At 64.5% G+C, this 21,773-nt stretch carries 21 protein-coding genes; 16 read left to right on the top strand and 5 right to left on the bottom strand.

Features of this window, described 5'->3' with window-relative positions; all coding sequences use genetic code 11:
• The first annotated feature begins 51 nt into the window (after nucleotides 1-51).
• From CKW37_RS04010 to CKW37_RS03940, 15 genes are all read left to right on the top strand, one after another.
• Nucleotides 52-738, top strand: a complete 687-nt coding sequence (locus CKW37_RS04010; RefSeq protein WP_095154146.1) for a tellurite resistance TerB family protein — start codon at nucleotides 52-54, stop codon at nucleotides 736-738.
• A gap of 137 nt (nucleotides 739-875) precedes the next feature.
• On the top strand, nucleotides 876-2,498 hold the full coding sequence (locus CKW37_RS04005; protein WP_095154145.1) for a methyl-accepting chemotaxis protein: 1,623 nt from the start codon (nucleotides 876-878) through the stop codon (nucleotides 2,496-2,498).
• A gap of 7 nt (nucleotides 2,499-2,505) precedes the next feature.
• A complete protein-coding gene (locus CKW37_RS04000) occupies nucleotides 2,506-3,033 on the top strand; it encodes a chemotaxis protein CheW (protein WP_095154144.1) in 528 nt (175 codons plus the stop codon).
• The gene (locus CKW37_RS03995) at nucleotides 3,030-4,301 is read left to right on the top strand and encodes a protein-glutamate O-methyltransferase CheR (protein ID WP_095154143.1); all 1,272 of its coding nucleotides are present in this window, start codon (nucleotides 3,030-3,032) and stop codon (nucleotides 4,299-4,301) included. The genes CKW37_RS04000 and CKW37_RS03995 overlap by 4 nt, the downstream gene beginning before the upstream one ends.
• The gene (locus CKW37_RS03990; RefSeq protein ID WP_095154142.1) at nucleotides 4,298-4,960 is read left to right on the top strand and encodes a chemotaxis protein CheW; all 663 of its coding nucleotides are present in this window, start codon (nucleotides 4,298-4,300) and stop codon (nucleotides 4,958-4,960) included. The genes CKW37_RS03995 and CKW37_RS03990 overlap by 4 nt, the downstream gene beginning before the upstream one ends.
• Nucleotides 4,957-7,245 carry a hybrid sensor histidine kinase/response regulator gene (locus CKW37_RS03985; protein ID WP_095154141.1) on the top strand — a complete coding sequence of 763 codons (2,289 nt, stop codon included), beginning with the start codon at nucleotides 4,957-4,959 and terminating at the stop codon, nucleotides 7,243-7,245. Before CKW37_RS03990 ends, CKW37_RS03985 begins: the two co-directional genes overlap by 4 nt.
• Entirely contained in the window at nucleotides 7,242-8,255 is a 1,014-nt protein-coding gene (locus tag CKW37_RS03980) for a chemotaxis response regulator protein-glutamate methylesterase (protein WP_095154140.1), read from the top strand. Before CKW37_RS03985 ends, CKW37_RS03980 begins: the two co-directional genes overlap by 4 nt.
• Before the next feature lie 51 nt (nucleotides 8,256-8,306).
• A complete protein-coding gene (locus CKW37_RS03975; RefSeq protein ID WP_095154139.1) occupies nucleotides 8,307-9,311 on the top strand; it encodes a PleD family two-component system response regulator in 1,005 nt (334 codons plus the stop codon).
• 112 nt (nucleotides 9,312-9,423) lie between these two features.
• A protein-coding gene (prfB, locus tag CKW37_RS03970) for a peptide chain release factor 2 (protein ID WP_143501873.1) occupies nucleotides 9,424-10,519 on the top strand; the annotation gives its coding sequence in 2 pieces (ribosomal slippage) (nucleotides 9,424-9,495 and nucleotides 9,497-10,519; 1,095 coding nt in all).
• 102 nt (nucleotides 10,520-10,621) lie between these two features.
• Nucleotides 10,622-12,124, top strand: coding sequence for a lysine--tRNA ligase (lysS, locus tag CKW37_RS03965; RefSeq protein ID WP_095154138.1), 1,503 nt, complete (start codon nucleotides 10,622-10,624; stop codon nucleotides 12,122-12,124).
• A gap of 152 nt (nucleotides 12,125-12,276) precedes the next feature.
• Complete coding sequence (locus tag CKW37_RS03960; RefSeq protein WP_095154137.1) at nucleotides 12,277-12,981, top strand: TetR/AcrR family transcriptional regulator; 705 nt, start codon at nucleotides 12,277-12,279, stop codon at nucleotides 12,979-12,981.
• A 26-nt stretch (nucleotides 12,982-13,007) separates the two neighbouring features.
• Complete coding sequence (locus tag CKW37_RS03955; protein WP_095154136.1) at nucleotides 13,008-13,553, top strand: hypothetical protein; 546 nt, start codon at nucleotides 13,008-13,010, stop codon at nucleotides 13,551-13,553.
• Between the two features lie 19 nt (nucleotides 13,554-13,572).
• On the top strand, nucleotides 13,573-14,850 hold the full coding sequence (locus CKW37_RS03950) for a flavohemoglobin expression-modulating QEGLA motif protein (protein ID WP_095154135.1): 1,278 nt from the start codon (nucleotides 13,573-13,575) through the stop codon (nucleotides 14,848-14,850).
• Nucleotides 14,822-15,745: an alpha/beta hydrolase gene (locus CKW37_RS03945; RefSeq protein WP_095154134.1), complete on the top strand. Its 924-nt coding sequence runs from the start codon at nucleotides 14,822-14,824 to the stop codon at nucleotides 15,743-15,745. Before CKW37_RS03950 ends, CKW37_RS03945 begins: the two co-directional genes overlap by 29 nt.
• A complete protein-coding gene (locus CKW37_RS03940; RefSeq protein ID WP_095154133.1) occupies nucleotides 15,742-16,068 on the top strand; it encodes a hypothetical protein in 327 nt (108 codons plus the stop codon). The genes CKW37_RS03945 and CKW37_RS03940 overlap by 4 nt, the downstream gene beginning before the upstream one ends.
• Nucleotides 16,069-16,145: 77 nt before the next feature.
• Here CKW37_RS03940 and CKW37_RS03935 read toward each other — a convergent pair whose 3' ends face one another.
• The 5 genes from CKW37_RS03935 to CKW37_RS03915 all read right to left on the bottom strand — a co-directional run bounded on the left by CKW37_RS03935 (nucleotide 16,146) and on the right by CKW37_RS03915 (nucleotide 18,838).
• Nucleotides 16,146-16,469: a type II toxin-antitoxin system RelE/ParE family toxin gene (locus tag CKW37_RS03935; RefSeq protein ID WP_095154132.1), complete on the bottom strand. Its 324-nt coding sequence runs from the start codon at nucleotides 16,467-16,469 to the stop codon at nucleotides 16,146-16,148.
• Nucleotides 16,432-16,707, bottom strand: a complete 276-nt coding sequence (locus CKW37_RS03930; protein ID WP_095154355.1) for a type II toxin-antitoxin system Phd/YefM family antitoxin — start codon at nucleotides 16,705-16,707, stop codon at nucleotides 16,432-16,434. The genes CKW37_RS03935 and CKW37_RS03930 overlap by 38 nt, the downstream gene beginning before the upstream one ends.
• Nucleotides 16,708-16,927: 220 nt before the next feature.
• Nucleotides 16,928-17,716, bottom strand: a complete 789-nt coding sequence (locus tag CKW37_RS03925; RefSeq protein ID WP_095154131.1) for an OmpA family protein — start codon at nucleotides 17,714-17,716, stop codon at nucleotides 16,928-16,930.
• Nucleotides 17,717-17,763: 47 nt separating this feature from the next.
• Nucleotides 17,764-18,189 carry a DUF4398 domain-containing protein gene (locus CKW37_RS03920; RefSeq protein WP_095154130.1) on the bottom strand — a complete coding sequence of 142 codons (426 nt, stop codon included), beginning with the start codon at nucleotides 18,187-18,189 and terminating at the stop codon, nucleotides 17,764-17,766.
• A 304-nt stretch (nucleotides 18,190-18,493) separates the two neighbouring features.
• Nucleotides 18,494-18,838: a pilin assembly protein gene (locus CKW37_RS03915; protein ID WP_095154129.1), complete on the bottom strand. Its 345-nt coding sequence runs from the start codon at nucleotides 18,836-18,838 to the stop codon at nucleotides 18,494-18,496.
• 130 nt (nucleotides 18,839-18,968) lie between these two features.
• On the opposite strand from CKW37_RS03915, the gene ppc reads away from it, so the two are divergent.
• On the top strand, nucleotides 18,969-21,596 hold the full coding sequence (gene ppc / locus CKW37_RS03910) for a phosphoenolpyruvate carboxylase (RefSeq protein ID WP_095154128.1): 2,628 nt from the start codon (nucleotides 18,969-18,971) through the stop codon (nucleotides 21,594-21,596).
• Nucleotides 21,597-21,773 lie beyond the last annotated feature (177 nt).

The raw sequence follows: 21,773 nt of genomic DNA, 5'->3' as shown, positions 1-21,773 counted from the left end.
GCTGACATTTCATCGGGTGCTTTCGGACAACCGCGCCTCAGGAGGCTCGCAATGAACACCCGTGGTTTGCTCGATCAACTGCTCAAGTCCGGTCAGGACTTGCTGCAAAAACAGACCGGCACATCCTCCAGCGCGAACAAGGGCGGCAGCGGCGGCCTCGGCAGTCTCCTCTCCGGTGCCGGCGGTGGTGCGCTGGCGGCGGGGGCGATGGGGTTGTTGCTCGGCAACAAGAAGGCCCGTAAATACGGTGGCAAGGCGCTGACCTACGGCGGCCTGGCCGCGCTCGGCGTGCTGGCCTACAAGGCCTACGGCAACTGGCAGGCGCAACAGGCCGCCGCGCCGAAAGGCGAGCCGCAGACCCTCGACCGCCTGCCCCCCGCGCAAGTCGAGCAGCACAGCCAGGCGATCCTCAAGGCGCTGGTGGCCGCAGCCAAGGCTGACGGGCATGTCGATGAACGCGAGCGCGAGTTGATCGAAGGCGAGTTCGTCAAACTTTCCGGCAACGACCGCGACCTGCAGCACTGGCTGCACGCCGAGCTGAACAAACCGCTCGACCCGGCCGACGTCGCGCGTGCCGCCGGCACGCCGGAAATGGCCGCGGAAATGTACCTGGCCAGCGTCATGCTGGTGGACGAAGAACATTTCATGGAGCGCGCCTACCTGGATGAACTGGCCCGCCAGTTGCGGCTCGACCCGGCGCTTAAGGTCGAGCTTGAGAAGCAGGTTCGGACGATCTGAGTCAATGAAATGGGCAAATGGCCACAAATGAGGCCGTTTTGCCCGTTCACTCCTGTAGGATCAGTCCCATGCTGGCGTAAGGCGTGGGCTATAATCAGCCCATTTTTCCTGACGCGTAGAACGCTCGAGGGCTGATTGTGAAGAACTGGACATTGCGCCAACGGATCCTGGCAAGTTTCGCCGTGATCATCGCCATCATGTCGCTGATGGTCATTGCCGCGTATTCGCGGTTGATGGCCATCGAAAGCAGCGAAGAAACCGTCCGCTCCGACAGCATCCCCGGGGTCTACTACAGCTCGATGATCCGCAGCGCGTGGGTCGACAGCTATGTGCTGACCCAGCAACTGGTGGGCCTGTCCAATCACCGTGAGCTCAGCGACGCCGACCTGGCGTTGTACAAGAACTTCGAAGAGCGCCTGCGCCAGCAGATGGCCAACTACCAGCAGACCATGAACGATGCCGAAGACACGGCCAACTTCGAAACCTTCAAGGTGCTGGTCGAGACTTATCATCAGGCGCTGAGTGCGGTGCTGGCGGCCTATGGCAAGCAGGACTACGCCGAAGCGCAACGCTTGCTCATCGAGAACCTGACCCCGGCCTGGGCCGACGGTCGCAAGAACCTCAACGGGCTGATCGACTGGAATCGCCGCTCCGCCGATCACGCCACCGACAACATCGTCGACGCCGTGTCCACCGCCAAGATCAGCATGATCGTCTCGCTGCTGCTGGCGGTCGTTGCCGCCGGCATCTGCGGCCTGCTGCTGATGCGCGTCATCACCGAGCCGATGCAGCGTATCGTCCGCGCCCTGGAAGTGCTGCGCGGCGGTGACCTCAGCGTGCGCATGAACCTGGACCGCAACGACGAATTCGGCGCGGTGGAAAACGGTTTCAACGAGATGGTCAGCGAACTCACCGGCCTGGTGTCCCAGGCCCAGCGCTCGTCGGTGCAGGTCACCACCTCGGTGACCGAGATCGCCGCCACCTCCAAGCAGCAGCAGGCGACCGCCACCGAAACCGCCGCCACCACCACCGAGATCGGCGCGACCTCGCGGGAAATCGCCGCGACCTCGCGGGATCTGGTGCGGACCATGACCGAAGTGACGTCCGCCGCCGACCAGGCCTCGGTGCTCGCCGGTTCCGGCCAGCAGGGCCTGGCGCGGATGGAAGAAACCATGCACCAGGTGATGGGCGCTGCCGATCTGGTCAACAACAAGCTGGCGACCCTCAACGAGAAGGCCGGCAACATCAATCAGGTGGTGGTGACCATCGTCAAGGTCGCCGACCAGACCAACCTGCTCTCGCTCAACGCCGCCATCGAAGCGGAAAAGGCCGGTGAATACGGTCGCGGTTTCGCCGTGGTCGCCACCGAAGTGCGCCGTCTGGCCGACCAGACTGCCGTGGCCACCTACGACATCGAACAGATGGTCCGGGAAATCCAGTCGGCGGTGTCCGCCGGGGTGATGGGCATGGACAAGTTCTCCGAGGAAGTGCGCCGCGGCATGTTCGAGGTGCAGCAGGTCGGCGAGCAGTTGAGCCAGATCATCCATCAGGTCCAGGCGCTGGCACCGCGGGTGCTGATGGTCAACGAAGGCATGCAGGCCCAGGCCACCGGCGCCGAGCAGATCAACCACGCCCTGGCCCAGCTCAGCGACGCCAGCAGCCAGACCGTCGAGTCGCTGCGCCAGGCCAGTTTCGCCATCGACGAATTGAGTCAGGTGGCGGTCGGCCTGCGTGGTGGCGTTTCACGGTTCAAAGTCTGACGTGGCGATGAACGAGCTGAAGCCCCGCCGCAGCGAGGACGCGGCCTGCCAGGGACGGTTGTTCCTGGTGTTCCGCATTGGCGGACAGCGGTTTGCCCTCGACACCCGCGAAATCGCCGAGGTGTTGCCGCGCTTGCCGCTCAAGCCCATCGCGCGGACGCCCGACTGGGTGGCCGGGGTGTTGGCCCATCGCGGCGCGCTGGTGCCGGTGATCGACATCAGCGCCCTCAGCTTCGGCCAGCCGGCCTCGCACCGCACCAGCACGCGCCTGGTGCTGGTGCATTACCGCGCGGACACCACGCGCCCCGACCTGTTGCTCGGGCTGATTCTCGAACAGGCCAGCGATACGCTGCGCTGCGATCCGGCGGAATTTCGTCCCTACGGCGTCGACAACCGCGAGGCGCCGTACCTCGGCCCGGTGCGCGAAGACGCTCAGGGCCTGTTGCAGTGGATCGGCGTTCAGGACCTACTCAGCGACGACGTCCGCGGCTTGCTCTTTCCGCCCGCCGGGGCCGCGCTCGAGGTGCAGCCATGAGCATCGAGCGGCGGTTCTTCCGCTTTTTGCAGGATCGCATCGGCCTCGACGTCGCCTCGGTTGGCGAGCAGATGGTCGAACGCGCCTTGCGCCAGCGCTGCGCGGCGCTGGAGGCCCACGACCTGGACGATTACTGGCTGCGTTTGCAGCAGTCTTCCCAGGAACAACAAGCGCTGATCGAGGCCGTGATCGTTCCCGAGACGTGGTTTTTCCGCTATCCGGAATCCTTCACCGCACTGGTCGGCCTGGCCCACAAACGCCTGGCCGAACTCGGCGGTGCGCGGCCGTTGCGGATTCTCAGCCTGCCCTGTTCCACCGGCGAGGAGCCGTATTCGATTGCCATGGCGCTGCTCGACGGCGGCGTCGCGTCCCACGCGTTTCGCGTCGATGCCATGGACATCAGCCCCAATTCCATCGCCCGTGCCGAGCGCGGGCTGTACGGGCGCAACTCGTTTCGCGGCAGCCACCAGGACTTTCGCGAGCGTCATTTCAGCGAAACCGATGACGGCCATCGCCTCGACGACCGCGTGCGCAAGCAGGTGCAGTTCGAAGCGGGGAATGTCCTCGACCCTGCGCTGTTGGCCCGTCAAGGCACCTACGACTTTGTGTTCTGCCGCAACCTGCTGATCTATTTCGATATCCCCACCCAGCAGCGGGTGTTCGAGGTGTTGAAGAACCTCACTCATGCCGGTGGCGTGCTGTTTATCGGCCCGGCCGAAGGCAGCCTGCTGGCGCGGTTGGGCATGCGTCCGCTGGGTATCGCCCAGTCGTTCGCCTATGTGCGGCACGTGGCCGAGGTTGACGTGGCGCCGAGCAAGCCGGCCAGTCTTCCGCCGCCAGCCCCGGCCCGCGCGCCGTGGCCCGCGCCGCCGGCGTCCACCCCGCGCCGTCCGCTGGTGCCGAGCGCGCCAGCACCCGCTTCGCGTGCCCCGAACGCGGCGCGTGACCAGCAAGCCGGCGAGTTGCTGGCGCAGATCGCCGTGCTGGCCAACGGCGGCAACAGCGAACAGGCCCGCGCGGCGTGTCAGCGTTACCTCAAGCAGTTCGAACCGTCGGCCCAGGTGTTCTATTGGCTGGGCCTGCTCAGCGACACCGCCGGCGATGCCAGCGAAGCCATCGGTCAGTACCGCAAGGCGCTTTATCTGGAGCCGCAACACCCCGAGGCCCTGGCGCACCTGGCGGCGCTGTTGCAATCGCGCGGCGATACCGTCGGTGCCCGACGCCTGCAGGAACGTGCGGCGCGGCGCGAGCGGGGAGGTGAGCAATGAGCAACGCAATCAGCGTACTGAGCGGCGACGTCGAGCATATCGACGATTGCTGGAACCGCATCGGCGTGCACGGCGACAAGAGCTGCCCGTTGCTGGCCGAACATGTGCACTGCCGCAACTGCGCGGTGTATGCCGCCGCCGCGACGCGCCTGCTGGACCGCTACGCCCTGGCCCAGGACGCCCACGTGCGCGAGGACAGCGAAGAGCAGGTCCACGCCGGGCCGTCGCTGCTGTTGTTCCGCCTCGGCGAAGAATGGCTGGCCCTGGCCACCCGCTGCCTGGCCGAGGTGTCGCCGATGCAACCGGTGCACTCGCTGCCGCACCAGCGTTCGCGGGTGCTGCAAGGCGTGGCCAATGTGCGCGGCGCGCTGGTGCCGTGCCTGTCCCTGGCCGATCTGTTGGGCCTGGAAGTCGCACCGGCGGCGGCCAGTTCGGCGCGGGTCATGCCGCGCATGTTGATCGTCTCCGCCAGCGGCGGCGCGGTGGTGCTGCCGGTGGATGAAGTGGACGGCATCCATGCGCTCGATCAGCAGGGGCTGCATGGCGAGGTCGCCAATGAAAACCGCTTCACCCGCCAGGTCCTGCAATGGCGTGGTCGCAGCGTGCGGATTCTCGATGAGGATCACCTGTTGTCCGCCGTAGACCGGAGCCTTTCATGACCCCAGAGCAAATGCGCGATGCCTCGTTGCTCGAACTGTTCAGCCTGGAGGCCGAGGCCCAGACCCAGGTGCTCAGTACGGGACTGCTGGCGCTGGAACGCGACCCGACCCAGGCCGACCAGCTCGAAGCCTGCATGCGCGCGGCGCACTCGCTCAAGGGCGCCGCGCGGATCGTCGGCGTCGATGCCGGGGTCAGCGTCGCCCACGTCATGGAAGATTGCCTGGTGGAGGCGCAGGAAGGCCGCTTGCGCCTGCGCCCGGAGCACATCGACGCGCTGTTGCAGGGCACCGACCTGCTGATGCGCGTTGCCAACCCGGCGGACGCCACCGTCAGTGCCGCGGTGCAGGCTTTTCTGGTGCAGATGGCCGGCTTGCTGCAGCCCGGCGCGGCGCCGTCCGTGCCGCCGCTGCCCGTGGCCGCGCCCGCGCCAGTGGCGCTCGAACCCGCGCCCGTGCTTGCCGAGCCTGAGGTCGAGGCGGAAGCCGAAGCCGAGCCGGAGCCGCGCCCGGTCAGCCGGGGCAAGCCCACCGAGGGCGGCGAACGTGTCCTGCGGGTTACCGCCGAGCGCTTGAACAGCCTGCTCGACCTGTCGAGCAAGGCGCTGGTGGAAACCCAGCGCTTCAAACCGTTTCTTGCCACCCTGCAGCGCCTCAAGCGCGTCCACGGGCAAAGCCTGCGCGCCCTCGACGGGCTCAAGGCGCAGATCGATGCCGGAGAGCAGGGCGCCGAGATTCTCGAAAGCCTCGCCCTGACCCAGCAACTCATGGGCGAAACCCAACAGATGCTGTTGCAGCAGGCCGCCGACTTCGATGAGTTGGGCTGGCAGGCCGGTCAGCGCGCGCAGTTGCTCTACGACACCGCGCTGGCGTGCCGCATGCGGCCGTTCGCCGATGTCCTCACCGGGCAGAGTCGGATGGTTCGCGACCTTGGCCGCTCGCTGGGCAAGCAGGTGCGCCTGGAGATCGAGGGCGAGAAGACCCAGGTCGACCGTGACGTCCTGGAAAAACTCGAAGCGCCGCTGACCCACCTGCTGCGCAACGCTGTCGATCATGGCATCGAAATGCCCGAGCAGCGCCTGCTCGCCGGCAAGCCGATGGAAGGCACCATCCGCTTGCGCGCGTCGCACCAGGCGGGTTTGCTGATTCTGGAACTGAGCGATGACGGAGGCGGCGTGGACCTGCGCGGCCTGAGCCGCAGCATCGTCGAGCGCCAGCTCTCGCCGGCCGAAACCGTGGCGCAGATGAGCGAGGCGGAACTGCTGACCTTCCTGTTCCTGCCGGGCTTCAGCCTGCGCGACAAGGTCACCGAGGTGTCCGGTCGCGGCGTTGGCCTGGATGCGGTGCAACACATGGTCCGACAGTTGCGCGGGCAGATCGAGATGACCCAGAGCAGCGGCCACGGTAGCCGCTTCCACCTGGAAGTGCCGCTGACCCTGTCGGTGGTGCGCAGCCTGGTGGTGGAGGTCAGCGGCGAAGCCTACGCTTTCCCGCTGGCCCATATCGAACGCACCCTGGAACTGCCGGCCGAAGCCATCGTGCAGCTCGAAGGCCGCCAGCAGTTCTGGCACGAAGGCCGGCATATCGGCCTGGTCTCGGCCAGCCAGTTGCTCAATCGCCCGGCGACGCCGGGTGACGGGCAGAGCATCAAGGTCGTGGTGATCCGCGAGCGCGAAACGCTTTATGGCGTGGCGGTGGAGCGGCTGATCGGCGAGCGGGTGTTGGTGGTGATGCCCCTCGACGCGCGCCTGGGCAAGATCCAGGACATCTCGGCCGGAGCGCTGCTGGACAACGGTTCGGTGGTGCTGATCGTCGACGTCGAAGACTTGCTGCGCTCGGTGGAAAAACTCCTCAGTACGGGCCGCCTGGAGCGCATCGAGCGCGGCGGCGGCGGGACGCGCGAAGTGGCGCGCAAGCGCGTGCTGGTGGTGGACGACTCGCTGACCGTGCGCGAGCTGCAACGCAAGCTGCTGAGCAACCGCGGCTACGAAGTGGCGGTGGCGGTGGACGGGATGGATGGCTGGAACGCGCTGCGCAGCGAGGACTTCGACCTGCTGATCACCGACATCGACATGCCGCGCATGGACGGCATCGAGCTGGTCACGCTGTTGCGCCGCGACAGTCGCCTGCAATCGCTGCCGGTGATGGTGGTGTCCTACAAAGACCGTGAAGAAGACCGGCGACGCGGCCTCGATGCTGGCGCCGACTATTATCTGGCCAAGGCGAGTTTCCACGATGACGCCTTGCTCGATGCCGTGGTTGAACTGATCGGGGGTGCGCAGGGATGAAAATTGCCATCGTCAACGATATGCCCCTGGCCGTGGAGGCCCTGCGCCGCGCCCTGGCATACGAGCCGGCCCACGAGGTGATCTGGGTCGCCAGCGATGGCGCCGAGGCGGTGCGCCGCTGCGCCGAACAGACCCCGGACCTGCTGCTGATGGACCTGATCATGCCGCAGATGGACGGCGTCGAGGCGACCCGGCGGATCATGGCCGAAACGCCTTGCGCGATCGTCATCGTCACCGTCGATCGCCGGCAGAACGTGCACCGGGTGTTCGAGGCCATGGGCTACGGCGCGCTGGACGTCGTGGACACGCCGGCCCTCGGCGGCGGCGACCCCAAGGAAGCGGCGGCGCCGCTGCTGCGCAAGATCTTCAATATTTCCTGGCTGATCGGCCAGCAGCGCGCCAGCAGCGTGCGCCCCGTGTCGGCACCGTTGCGCCAGGCCGCGCAACGCCAGGGGCTGGTGGCCATCGGCTCGTCCGCGGGCGGGCCGGCGGCGCTGGAGGTGTTGCTCAAAGGCCTGCCCAGGGCATTTCCGGCATCCATCGTGCTGGTCCAGCATGTCGATCAGGTGTTCGCCGCGGGCATGGCCGAATGGCTCAGCAGCGCTTCCGGCCAGACCGTTCGCCTGGCCCGCGAAGGCGAGCCGCCGCAGCCGGGCCAGGTGTTGCTGGCCGGCACCAACCACCATATTCGCCTGCTCGCCGATTGCACCCTGGCCTACACCGCCGAGCCGGTGAATGAAATCTACCGCCCCTCGATCAATGTGTTTTTCGAGAGCGTGGCGCGGTTCTGGCGCGGCGATGCGGTGGGCGTGCTGCTCACCGGCATGGGCCGCGATGGTGCGCAAGGGCTCAAGCTCATGCGTCAGCAGGGTTACCTGACCATCGCCCAGGACCAGCAGAGCAGTGCGGTGTACGGCATGCCCAAGGCGGCCGTCGCCATCGACGCGGCCGTGGAAGTGCGTCCGCTGGAGCGGATAGCCCCACGACTAATGGAAATTTTCCCGAAATGACGATATGTATTCAGCCACGCCGGCCCGCCGGCAGTGCCCAGGTGACAGCGCATGAATGATCTACCGATCGACGGCTTTGCAGCCTCTGACGAGAACTCGGCGATGGTCCTGCTGGTCGATGACCAGGCGATGATCGGCGAAGCCGTGCGCCGTGGCCTTGCCCAGCAAGAAAACATCGACTTCCATTTCTGTGCCGACCCGCACGAGGCGGTGGCCCAGGCCATCCGCATCAAGCCGACGGTGATTCTCCAGGACCTGATCATGCCGGGCCTGGACGGCCTGACCCTGGTGCGTGAATACCGCAGTAACCCGGCGACCCAGGACATCCCGATCATCGTCCTGTCGACCAAGGAAGACCCGCTGGTCAAGAGCGCGGCCTTTGCCGCCGGGGCCAACGACTATCTGGTCAAACTGCCGGACAACATCGAGCTGGTGGCGCGCATCCGCTATCACTCGCGCTCCTACCTGACCTTGCTGCAGCGCGACGAAGCCTACCGCGCGCTGCGGGTCAGCCAGCAGCAACTGCTCGACACCAACCTGGTGCTGCAGCGGCTGATGAACTCCGACGGCCTCACCGGGCTGTCCAACCGCCGCCATTTCGACGAATACCTCGAACTGGAATGGCGCCGGGCAATGCGCGAGCAGTCGCAACTGTCGCTGCTGATGGTCGATGTCGACTACTTCAAGTCGTTCAACGACACCTTCGGCCATCTGGCCGGCGACGAGGCCCTGCGCCAGGTCGCCGAAGCCATCCGTTCCTGCTGCGCCCGGCCCAGCGACCTGCCGGCGCGCTACGGCGGCGAGGAATTCGCCCTGGTGCTGCCCAACACCTCGCCGGGCGGTGCCCGGCTGGTGGCGGAAAAACTGCGCCAGACCGTTGAAGCCGCGCGCATCGCCCACATCATGCCCAAGCCGGATTCCTGGCTGACCGTCAGCATCGGCCTGGCGACCCAGACCCCGGCCGTCGGCAGCCACTGCCGGCAATTGATCTCGGCGGCGGACAACGCCCTCTACCAGGCCAAGAACAACGGCCGCAATCAGGTCGGCATCGGCTGATGGCGACCTGAACTGCAACCTGTCGCATCGACGCGCGCGGCTTGCCGTGCGCGGCCTCTCCTGCGCTATACTCTCCGGCTTTTCACAGAATCCGCACGAGAGCCGCCCGCCCATGGAAATCAATCCGATCCTGAATACCATCAAGGACCTCACCGAGCGTTCCGAGTCTATTCGGGGGTATCTTTGACTACGATCACAAGCATGACCGCCTGATCGAAGTCAACCGCGAGCTCGAAGACCCGAACGTCTGGAACAAACCCGAGTACGCCCAGGAACTGGGCCGCGAGCGCGCCACCCTGGCACAGATCGTCGAGACCCTGGACGGCTTGTCCGGTGGTCTGGCCGATTGCCGCGACCTGCTGGACATGGCCGTCGAAGAAGACGATGAAGGCGCGGTCAACGACGTCGTCAGCGAGCTTGACCGCCTGCGCGAGTCGCTCGAGAAGCTCGAATTCCGCCGGATGTTCAGCGGCGAGATGGACATGAACAACGCCTACCTGGACATCCAGGCCGGCTCCGGCGGCACCGAGGCCCAGGACTGGGCCAACATCCTGCTGCGCATGTACCTGCGCTGGGCGTCCAAGCGTGGCTTCGACGCCACCATCATGGAATTGTCCGAGGGTGAAGTCGCCGGCATCAAGGGCGCTACCGTGCACATCAAGGGCGAATACGCCTTTGGCTGGCTGCGGACCGAGATCGGCGTGCACCGCCTGGTGCGCAAGAGCCCGTTCGACTCCGGCGCCCGTCGCCACACCTCGTTCTCGGCGGTGTTCGTTTCGCCCGAGATCGACGACAAGGTCGAAATCGAGATCAACCCGTCCGACCTGCGCATCGACACCTACCGCTCCTCCGGTGCCGGTGGTCAGCACGTAAACACCACCGACTCGGCCGTACGTATCACCCACGTACCGACCAACACCGTGGTGAGCTGCCAGAACGAACGCTCCCAGCACGCCAACAAGGACACCGCCATGAAAATGCTGCGGGCCCGGTTGTACGAGCAGGAAATCCAGCGCCGCAACGCCGCCTCCCAGGCACTGGAAGACACCAAGTCGGACATCGGCTGGGGTCACCAGATTCGCTCCTACGTTCTGGATGCTTCGCGGATCAAAGACCTGCGCACCAACATCGAGCGCAGCGACTGCGACAAGGTGCTCGACGGCGATATCGACGAATACCTGGAAGCGAGCCTCAAACAGGGGCTGTAACCGCGACACCCATGCGCGAGGCAATGCCCGTAGCCAGCGGGCTTGCCCGCGATCCCCGGTCCGCGACCTGGGACAACGAACCCTGATGGAAAAAGTGACGACATGAGCGATCTACAACTCGACCCGCAAGCCCAGCAACAGGAAGAAAACGCCCTGATCGCCCTGCGCAAGGAAAAGCTTGCCGCAGAACGCGCCAAGGGCCAGGCCTTCCCCAACGACTTCCGCCGCGACAGCTACTGCAACGACCTGCAGAAACAGTATGTCGACAAGACCAAGGAAGAGCTGGAAGCTGCAGCGATCCCGGTCAAGGTTGCCGGTCGCATCATGCTCAACCGTGGTTCGTTCATGGTGATCCAGGACATGACCGGGCGTATCCAGGTCTACGTCAACCGCAAGACCCTGCCGGAAGAAACCCTGGCCGCGGTCAAGACCTGGGACCTGGGCGACATCATCGCCGCCGAAGGCACCCTGGCCCGTTCCGGCAAGGGCGACCTGTACGTTGAAATGACCAATGTGCGTCTGCTGACCAAGTCGCTGCGTCCGCTGCCGGACAAGCACCACGGCCTGACCGATACCGAGCAGCGCTATCGCCAGCGCTACGTCGACCTGATCGTCAACGAGGAAACCCGCGAGACCTTCCGCGTGCGTTCCCTGGTCATCTCCCACATCCGCAGCTTCCTGGCCAAGCGCGACTTCCTCGAAGTCGAGACGCCGATGCTGCAGACCATTCCTGGCGGCGCTGCAGCCAAGCCGTTCGAAACCCACCACAACGCGCTGGACATGCCGATGTTCCTGCGTATCGCCCCGGAGCTGTACCTCAAGCGCCTGGTGGTCGGTGGTTTCGAGAAAGTGTTCGAGATCAACCGCAACTTCCGTAACGAAGGCGTTTCGACCCGGCACAACCCTGAATTCACCATGCTCGAGTTCTACCAGGCCTACGCCGACTACAACGACAACATGGACCTCACCGAGGAACTGTTCCGCGAGCTGGCACAGCTTGTTCTGGGCAGCACCGATGTGCCTTACGGCGAGAAAGTCTTCCACTTCGGCGAGCCGTTCGTGCGCCTGAGCGTGTTCGACTCGATCCTCAAGTACAACCCGGAACTCACCGAGGCTGACCTGCTGGACGTCGACAAGGCGCGAGCCATCGCCAAGAAAGCCGGCGCCAAGGTGCTCGGCCACGAAGGCCTGGGCAAGCTGCAGGTGATGATTTTCGAAGAGTTGGTGGAGAGCAAGCTGGAACAGCCGCACTTCATCACCGAATACCCGTTTGAAGTCTCGCCGCTGGCCCGTCGCAACGACAAGAACCCGAACGTCACTGACCGCTTCGAGCTGTTCATTGGTGGTCGCGAGATCGCCAACGCCTACTCCGAGCTCAACGACGCTGAAGACCAGGCCGAGCGCTTCATGGCCCAGGTGGCCGAGAAGGACGCCGGTGACGACGAAGCCATGCACTACGACGCCGACTTCGTCCGCGCCCTGGAGTACGGCATGCCGCCAACGGCGGGTGAAGGTATCGGTATCGACCGTCTGGTGATGCTGCTGACCAACTCGCCGTCGATCCGCGATGTGATCCTGTTCCCGCACATGCGTCCGCAGGCCTGATTTCGTCAGGTTTGATGGCCTCATCGCTGTCTTGTCGGGGCGCCGAGCCGCTTCGATGAGGCCCGCGAGAGCAACATGAATCAGCCGCCCTTGGCGGCTTTTTCATGCCTGTAAATCCCAGATTTCGAGGTAACCCGCCAGTGACTCTCCCCATGACACAACAAGGCGCTGCTGGCGTCGCCACCGCAGTGGCAGAAAGCGTGCAGTACCAAGGCCGCAAGGCCAGCCGGCAGGGCAGCGAACAGCGCCGCCAGCAGATTCTCGACGCAGCCATGCGCATTGTCGTGCGCGACGGCGTGCGTGGCGTGCGCCATCGCGCGGTGGCGGCGGAGGCGGGCGTGCCGCTGTCGGCCACCACTTACTACTTCAACGATATCCAGGACCTGCTCAGCGATACCTTCGCCCAGTACGTCGAACGCAGCGCCGCCTACATGGCCAAGCTGTGGGAGAACACCGAGGTGATCCTGCGCCAGTTGCTCGCCCAGGGCGATGGCAGCCCGGCCTCGCGGGCGCGCCTGGCCGACGAGGTGGCGAAGATGACCGCCGAGTACGTCCAGCGCCAATTGCACAACCGCCGCGACTTCCTCATGGCCGAGCAGGCGTTCCGCCAGGAAGCCCTGCTGTGCCCGCGTCTGGCCGAGTTGGTGAAGCTGCACGAGCAGATTCTGCTGCGTGGCGCCTGCCAGCTTTTGCAGGTCGTGGGCTCGCGCCAGCCGCAGCAGGACGCCATTGTGTTGACGGCAATAATCGAGCAGATGGAATATCAGGGCCTGCTCGATGCCGCAAAACCGCAGGCTGAAGGGCAGATGCTCGCTATTCTTGTCCGTTACCTGCATCTGGTGCTGGCGGCGGACTGAGCCGCGAGCCCCTCAAGGAGAACCCGATGAAAGCCTGGCGTGTGCTGCTGGCCCTGTCTTTCCTGCTGTTGAACGGCTGTCTGGTGACATTCAACGAGCCGATCCCGGCCAACGAGCCGGCACCCAAGGCCCTGTTGGGCAAGTGGACCAGCAAGGATGCCTGGGGCGAACCCCTGACCCTGCTGATCAGCCGCTCCGGTGGCAACGCCTACAAGGCGGTGGCCACGGCCAAGAGCAAGCCGCGTCAGGAATATGCGTTCACCGTGTCGCGCCATGGCAACCGCTGGTATCTCTCGGCGGGCGTGCCCAAGGCCATGGGCGGGAATTTCCTGATCGGCGGCTTCGAAGTGATCGATAACAAGGAACTGGTGGTCTACAACCTCGATGTCGAGCAGGTCAACCAGGCCCTGGAGAAGAAAGAACTCAGCGGCCGCACCATCGAAGTGCCGGAAGACAACGGCGACGGCGTGTTGATCGACAGCCCGGTGGCACGCGTCCTGGCCTACCTGGATGACCCGGCCAACTCCGACCTGTTCGTCGAAGTGGCCCGTTTCCAGCGTGCCGGCAAATAACTGAAACGAGGAGTGGGGCGTGGACGAGTACCAGCAGACGATACGGACCCTGTCTGATCGCATTGTTCAGGCGCAGACGCCGATTCGCGTGCTCGATGCGGTGAAGTGGGACGACAGTATCCGCCAGGGCTTTCTCAAGGCCAAGGGCAAGGAGCCACCGGCGGTGGACCGCGCCTATTACCAGAACCGGCCCTTGTCGTTCGACTCCGGCGCGCTGAAGCTGGAATTCCAGAACATCGAGCGCGACATCACCCGCCGCCTGGGTCAGTTCAACCCGGTCGGGCAGATCATGCGGCGCATGTGCAAGGAGTACCGCATGGTGGTGCGCATGCTCGAAGCACGCGGCACCGAAGACTTCGGGCTGATCTCCCAGGAACTCTACGGCGCCGCCTCCGACGCCTTCCACGCCGGCGACCCGACTCTCGCCGACCTCGGCCTGATGCTCTCGGACTACCTGAACAACATCGACGGCCGGGGCGACCTCAAGGACGAACCGAAGAACCTCTGCGCCAAGGAAGCGGTGCAAATCCTCCAGCAACGCCTGAACAAGGTGTTCGGCGAGGCCGAGGGCACCATCCGCGTCTTCGAGTCGGACGGCATCGTCGCCGACGCGGCGGCGGGGGCCGACTACATCAAGATCCGCGCCGACGCCATGTTCAACAGCCGCGACGTCCGCGCGCTGGAGGTCCATGAGGGCCTGGTGCACGTCGGCACCACCCTCAACGGCCTGAACCAGCCAATCTGCACCTTCCTGGCCAAGGGCCCGCCCTCGTCGACGGTGACCCAGGAAGGCCTGGCGATCCTCATGGAAGTCATCGCCTTCGCGTCCTACCCGAGCCGCCTGCGCAAGCTGACCAACCGCACCCGCGCCATTCACATGGTCGAGGAGGGCGCCGATTTCCTGCAGGTCTACGAATTCTTCCGTGCCCAGGGTTTCGAGATGGCGGAAAGCTACGGCAATGCCAGCCGGGTGTTCCGCGGCTCGGTGCCCAATGGCCTGCCGTTCACCAAAGACTTGTCCTACCTCAAGGGCTTCATCATGGTTTACAACTACATTCAGTTGGCCGTGCGCAAGGGCAAGCTTGAACAGATACCACTGCTGTTCTGCGGCAAGACCACCCTGGAAGACATGCGGACCCTGCGCCAACTGGTGGACGAAGGCCTGGTGGAACCGCCCAAGTACCTGCCGGAGCAGTTCCGCGACCTCAACGCGCTGTCGGCCTGGATGTGTTTCTCCAACTTCCTCAACCACCTGAGCCTGGACCGGATTGAAGCCGACTACTCGAACATTCTCTGAGCGCTGGCGCGGGCTGTTCGCCCTGTGCCTGATGCTGCTCGGCCTGTCCGGGTGCAGCTCGCTGCTGTTCTATCCAGAGCCCGGCCAGCCGTTCACCCCTGAAAAGGCCAAGCTGGCCTGGCGCGACGTCAGCCTGACCGCCGCCGACGGCACCCGCTTGCACGGCTGGTGGCTGCCGGCCAAGGAAGGCGTGGCGGTCAAAGGCACCGTGCTGCACCTGCACGGCAACGGCGGCAACCTCGCCTGGCACCTGGGCGGTAGCTATTGGCTGCCGGAGCAGGGCTATCAGGTACTGATGATTGATTACCGCGGCTACGGCCTGTCCGAAGGCAAACCCGGTCTGCCTGAGGTCTACCAGGACATCGGCGCCGCTCTCGACTGGCTGCAAAAGGCCCCGGAAGTCCAGGACAAACCGCTGGTGCTGCTGGGGCAAAGCCTCGGCGGTGCCATGGCGATCCACTACCTGGCACAGCATCCCGAACAGGCGCAGCGCTTCAAGGCCCTGGTATTCGATGGCGTCCCCGCCAGCTATCGCGCGGTTGGGCGTTTTGCCTTGAGTACATCGTGGATGACCTGGCCGCTGCAGGTGCCGCTGTCATGGATGGTGCCTGATGGCGACAGCGCCATCCGTTCCATCGGCCTGCTGAAAACCCCGCCGAAACTGTTCTTCCACAGCATCGATGACAACCTGGTGCCCATGGACAACGGCATCCGCCTGTACCAGGCCGCGCCGCCGCCGCGGGTATTGCAGTTGGTACGCGGTGCCCATGTGCAGACCTTCGCCGACCCGACCTGGCGCCAGGTGATGCTGCGTTTCCTGGACGATCCCGAACATTTCAACGGCCTGCGTCGCCTGGCCGAAGTCCCCAATTATCCTGACGAGAAGTCGCAATGAGTGAAGAACGCAACGCCGTCCCCCTGATCATTACCGGAGTCTGCAGCATCGTCGGTACCGTGTGCGCCCTGTGGTACTACGGCTACCTGCATTTCGCCAAGCCGGAGGATGCCCTGCTGTTGTCGGAATTCACCATGCTCAAGACGGTGCCGGGCGAGGACTACAAAATCGCCCTGACCCCCGCGCCGCAAATGGCGCAGTGCATCGATGGCGTGCTGGTGCTGTTCGACATGCAGCAGAAAGGCCTGACCGGCGTGCTGGTGGACAACAAGAAGCAGGCGGTGCGCTGCATGGGGCAGGAGACGCCGCAGCAGACGGAGTGATTGCAAAAAAGCCATTGCGGGCTGCCGGCTCCACAAGCGCTGTGGAATCCGGCTTGCCGGCGATGGCTTTCATACCGTCAATGGGTGATGCGAGCTGCCGCAGCCCCGTAGACCTGGTTTCTCTCTCGCTTGCCAACGGCAATCACCAACACGACCAGCCGGTCTTCGATGACCTGATAAACCAGCCGATAGCCGATGCTTTGCAGCTTGATCTTGTAGCAATCCGGCATTCCCGCGAGCTTGTCGGCTTCGACCCGAGGCCAGGCCAGGCGGGATTTCAGTTTTTTCGCCAATTGCAGCCGGATCGAAGCGTCCAGTTGGTCGAATTCCTTTCTGGCCTTCAGGTTGAACTCCAGCCAATAGTCAGTTGCCGGATCCTTCGGCGTCCGCGATGAGCTCATCGATATCTACCCTGACGGCAGGCTCCCCACGCCGTTGCCTGACGAGCTCCGCCAGTTGCGCATCATCAATCAGTTCCATCATCGCTTCGTAGCGATCTGGCGGCACCGCATAGAACGCGGGCTCATTTCTGTTGAGGATGACAACGGTTTCGCCGTTGGCTTCGCGCAGGGTACCCATGGGGTCTTTTTTAAGGTCGGTGACCGATGCGGCTACATCAGCCAGGACCGCGAATGTCATTGCCATGGCAACATTTCCTGATGGGGGTGCGCTGTCGGGAGGTGCCTCGTTTCAGGTAGGCCATGGCTGATATCGAACACCAGCGGCTTTGCCGGAAGCGAAGTAACGCGATGGTAGTTCTTTTTGTGGTGCTTTTAAAGGTGCTTTAAGTGGTGTTTTTAATGTGGCAGAGCAAAAAAATCCCGCCAATCTGGCGGGATTTTTCATTTCAGCCTGACGCTTATTGCGCGCTGCTCACGCTACGCGGTGCCACTGGCTGGTTGTCGTTGGAGATGGTCACTTCCACGCGACGGTTTTGCGCACGGCCCGAGTTGCTGCTGTTGTCGGCAACCGGGTATTCCTTGCCATAGCCCTGGGCAACGATACGGGCCGGGTCGACACCGGCACGGACCAGCGCCATGCGCACGGAGTTGGCGCGACGCTCGGACAGGCCCTGGTTGTAGTTGGCGCTACCGGTGCTGTCGGTGTAGCCCTCGACGATCACCTTGCGGTCAGGGTTTTCCTGGAGGAACTGCGCCAGCTTGGTGATGTTCGGGAAGGCGCTGCTTTTCAGCTCGGCCTTGTTGTAGTCGAACAGCACGTCGCCGAAGGTCACCAGGGTGCCGCGTTCGGTCTGCTTGGCGTTGAGACTTTCCTGCAACTTCTTGATTTGCGCGTCACGGGCATCCAGGCGGGCCTGGGCGCGCTGGGCGGCGGCGTTTTTCAGGTTGGCCTCGGCAGTGCGCAGGGCGATGGTCTGCTTGGCCACTTCGACGCGCTGGTTGGTCAGGTAGGCGAGCTGGTCGACCTTCTTGTTGTCTTCCTTGTCCATGTAGGCCTTGTCGGCCTTGTTCAGCCAGTCCTGGGCGTCCTTGGTTTCAAGGGCTGCGACCTTGCTCGACTGCGGATCGCTCTGCAGCGCGGAGAAGTTGGTGCGGGCTGACTCCAGATTCGGGTTCGGCTGGTGGGCGCAGGCGACCAGGCCGATGCTCAGGGCCAGGAGGGCGGGGATCATCACGTGGTTACGCATAGTGTTCATCCTTTAATCAATTCGAAGTGCACGGGGCAATGGCGCGCTTACTGCGGCTGGGTGGGCTCGGCGGCGCGCATACCTTCTTCGCGCAGTTCCTGAACGCCCTGACGGGAGTCCTGCAGGGCTTTCTGGGCTTTCATGGCCTGGGCCTTGCGCTCTGCGACGCGGGCATCCCATTCCGCCTGTTCGGCCAGCAGCTTCGCTTCGTCATACTTCTTGTCGTGCATGGCGATTTCGGCTTGCTTGAACTTGTCCTGGGCGGCCTTCATTTCCACGGCGGCGTACTCGGTACCACCGGCGCTGACGGCGGAATTGACCGCCGACTGGGTCACGGCGTACTGCTCGGTGGGTGGCTTGCCAGCACAACCGGCCAATACCAGGCTACTGCCCAGGGCCAGCGCGGCCAGCTTGATCCCGCGCAGTTGGAACGGGGTTTTCTCGATGCGGGTCTTCATGGTGGTCAACTCCATTGGATCACTCCTGATGAACGACGAGTTCCGTAACAGTCCATCGACTTGGCTCCTTCACCCAGAGCTGACGGAGCTCGCAGTGAAGGGTTTTTTGCCGTAGTGGCTATGGGCTGTGACTGGGCCGTTTTTTCAAAAGTTCAGAAAAAGTACCGCTTGTTAGCCGATTTTTTCTGACTAATCGGTCAGTGGGGTTTCGCGGGAACTTTGCCGGTGTGGCGGGGTATTCCGGGGATTTGGAAGCCATGTGCGTCGCCTCGCGTGCAGGCGCGAGGCGGCACAAAGGTGCAGGAAAGAAGGCTGGCAATCAGTGCTTCGAGGTGTCCTCGCCACTGCTCAGCGTCCGCAGATGCCGACGCGACAGTGCAAGAAAGCGCGGCGTGGCACCGACGTCTTCATACAGCGGATCACCTTCCTCATCGGTGGCGATCACCTGCTTTCCCTGAATGTAGGGGAAGCTCGCTTCCAGCTCTTCCAGGGCGGCACCGAGCAGTTCGCCGAGCAGTTCCTCGGGGCGGCGCTTGGGGTACATCTCGGCCAGCGCCGCCAGCCGCGCCGCGGCCTCGACGTCCAGATACAGCGTGTGACCAGTGGGGCTCAGGCGTCCTTTTGCGTTCTGTTCCCAGTACTGGGCGAGTTCGCGAATTTTCATGATGTCGTCTGTGTAAGCCAATGGGCCTGGTTAAAGCGTAGCCACTTGGCCGAAGGCTGCGCCTTGAAAGCACGACCGGTACTGGGGCACTCTGCTGGCAACGCGGTTTTTCCAGGTGTGGAGAAGGTTGATGACCGATATCGATGTGCGCTTGCGTGAAGATGTTCATCTGTTGGGCGAATTGCTGGGGGACACCGTGCGCGAACAGCACGGCGAGGCCTTCCTGCAGAAGATCGAGGCGATCCGCCACAGTGCCAAGGCCGATCGCAGTGGCGGTGAGGAGCAATTGAGCTCGACCCTCGCGGATCTGGCGGATGACGAGTTGTTGCCCGTTGCCCGGGCCTTCAATCAGTTCCTCAACCTCGCCAACATCGCCGAGCAGTACCAACTGATTCGCCGGCGCGACGAAGACCAGCCCGAGCCCTTCGAGGCGACGGTGCTGCCCGAACTGCTGGCCCGGCTCAAGGCTGCGGGTCACAGCGACGATGCCCTGGCCCGTCAGCTCGGCAAGCTCAATATCGAGCTGGTATTGACCGCCCACCCCACCGAAGTGGCCCGTCGTACCCTGATTCAGAAATACGACGCCATCGCCGCGCAACTGGCAGCCCAGGACCACCGCGACCTGACCGCCGCCGAGCGTGAGCAGGTGCGTGAGCGCCTGCAACGACTGATCGCCGAAGCCTGGCACACCGAGGAAATTCGCCGCACCCGGCCAACCCCGGTGGACGAGGCCAAGTGGGGCTTCGCGGTGATCGAACACTCCCTCTGGCACGCCATCCCCAGTCATATGCGCAAGGCCGACAAGGCCCTGCACGACGCCACCGGGCTGCGCTTGCCACTGGAAGCGGCGCCGATCCGCTTCGCTTCGTGGATGGGCGGCGACCGTGATGGCAACCCCAATGTCACTGCCGCCGTGACCCGCGAAGTCTTGCTGCTGGCGCGCTGGATGGCGGCGGACCTGTTCCTGCGCGACATCCACTCGCTGGCCGCCGAACTGTCGATGCAACAGGCCAGCCCGGCGCTGCGGGCCAAGGTCGGCGAATGCGCCGAGCCGTACCGCGCGGTGCTCAAGCCACTGCGCGAGCGCCTGCGGGAAACCCGGGCGTGGGCCCAGTCGGCACTGAGCGCGCCGCAGATTCCGGGGCCCTTGGTGTTGCAGGACAACCGCGAGCTGTTCGAGCCGCTGCACCTGTGTTTCGAGTCGCTGCACGAATGCGGCATGGGCGTGATCGCCGATGGTCCGCTGCTGGATTGCCTGCGCCGTGCGGTCACCTTCGGCCTGTTCCTGGTGCGCCTCGATGTGCGCCAGGACTCCAGCCGCCACGCCGCCGCGCTGAGCGAGATCACCGACTACTTGGGCCTCGGTCGCTACGCCGACTGGAACGAAGAGGCGCGCATTGACTTCCTCCAGCGCGAACTGAGCAGTCGCCGGCCGTTGCTGCCGGCGCACTTCAAGCCGCAGGCGGACACCGCCGAGGTGCTCGCCACCTGCCGCGAGATTGCCAACGCGCCGGCGGCTTCGCTGGGTTCCTACGTCATCTCCATGGCCGGCGCCGCCTCCGATGTGTTGGCGGTGCAGTTGTTGCTCAAGGAGGCCGGCCTGCTACGGCCGATGCGCGTGGTGCCGCTGTTTGAAACCCTCGCCGACCTGGACAACGCCGGTCCGGTGATGGAGTGCCTGCTCGGTCTGCCTGGCTACCGCGCCGGATTGCATGGTCCGCAGGAAGTGATGATCGGCTACTCCGATTCGGCCAAGGATGCCGGCACCACGGCGGCGGCCTGGGCGCAGTACCGGGCCCAGGAAACCCTGGTGCGAATCTGCCGCGAGCAGGAAGTGGAATTGCTGTTGTTCCACGGCCGTGGTGGCACCGTTGGCCGTGGCGGCGGTCCGGCGCATGCGGCGATCCTGTCGCAGCCGCCGGGGTCGGTGGCCGGGCGTTTCCGCACCACCGAGCAAGGCGAGATGATCCGCTTCAAGTTCGGCCTGCCGGACATCGCTGAACAGAACCTCAACCTCTATCTGGCCGCAGTGCTTGAAGCCACCTTGCTGCCACCGCCGCCGCCGCTGCCGGCGTGGCGCGAGGTGATGGACCAACTGGCCGCCGATGGGGTCAAGACTTACCGCGGCGTCGTGCGAGAAAACCCCGATTTCGTCGAGTACTTCCGCCAGTCCACCCCGGAGCAGGAACTCGGTCGCCTGCCGCTGGGCAGTCGCCCGGCCAAGCGCCGTGCCGGGGGAATCGAAAGCCTGCGGGCGATTCCGTGGATCTTCGGCTGGACCCAGACCCGCCTGATGCTCCCCGCCTGGCTTGGCTGGGAAGCGGCGCTGAACAATGCCCTGGCGCGTGGCCAAGGGCCGTTGTTGCAGCAGATGCGCGAGGAGTGGCCATTCTTCCGCACGCGCATCGATATGCTGGAGATGGTCCTGGCCAAGGCCGACGCCGATATCGCCCGCTCCTACGACGAACGTCTGGTGCAACCGGAACTGCGACCTTTAGGTGCACATTTGCGCGACCTATTGTCGCAGGCGTGCCAGGTAGTACTGGGGCTGACCGGCCAGCCGGTGCTACTGGCGCACAGCCCGGCGACCCTGGAGTTCATCCGTCTGCGCAATACCTACCTCGATCCGCTGCACCTGCTCCAGGCCGAACTGCTGGCGCGCTCGCGGGAGCGCGAAGCCGCTCTGGACAGCCCGTTGGAGCAGGCCCTGCTGGTGACAGTGGCGGGCATCGCGGCCGGTTTGCGCAACACCGGTTGAGTGTCAGGCGAGCTATTGAAGGGTGTCGGATGGCGCCCTTCAGTAGGTAGGAATAAGGTGTAAGAAGCGTCGGTTGCGACGGGCGCAACCCGTGTAGACCGAGGCTTCTTGTCGCAGGTTTTTCCGACTTTCGACCGCTTGTATGGTCCGGGTGCGCTGTGTATCTTGGACAGCCTT

It is taken from the genome of Pseudomonas sp. Irchel 3E13, assembly GCF_900187455.1.
In the GTDB taxonomy this organism is placed as follows: Bacteria; Pseudomonadota; Gammaproteobacteria; order Pseudomonadales; family Pseudomonadaceae; genus Aquipseudomonas.
This window is presented reverse-complemented; position numbering and strand designations above follow the sequence as displayed.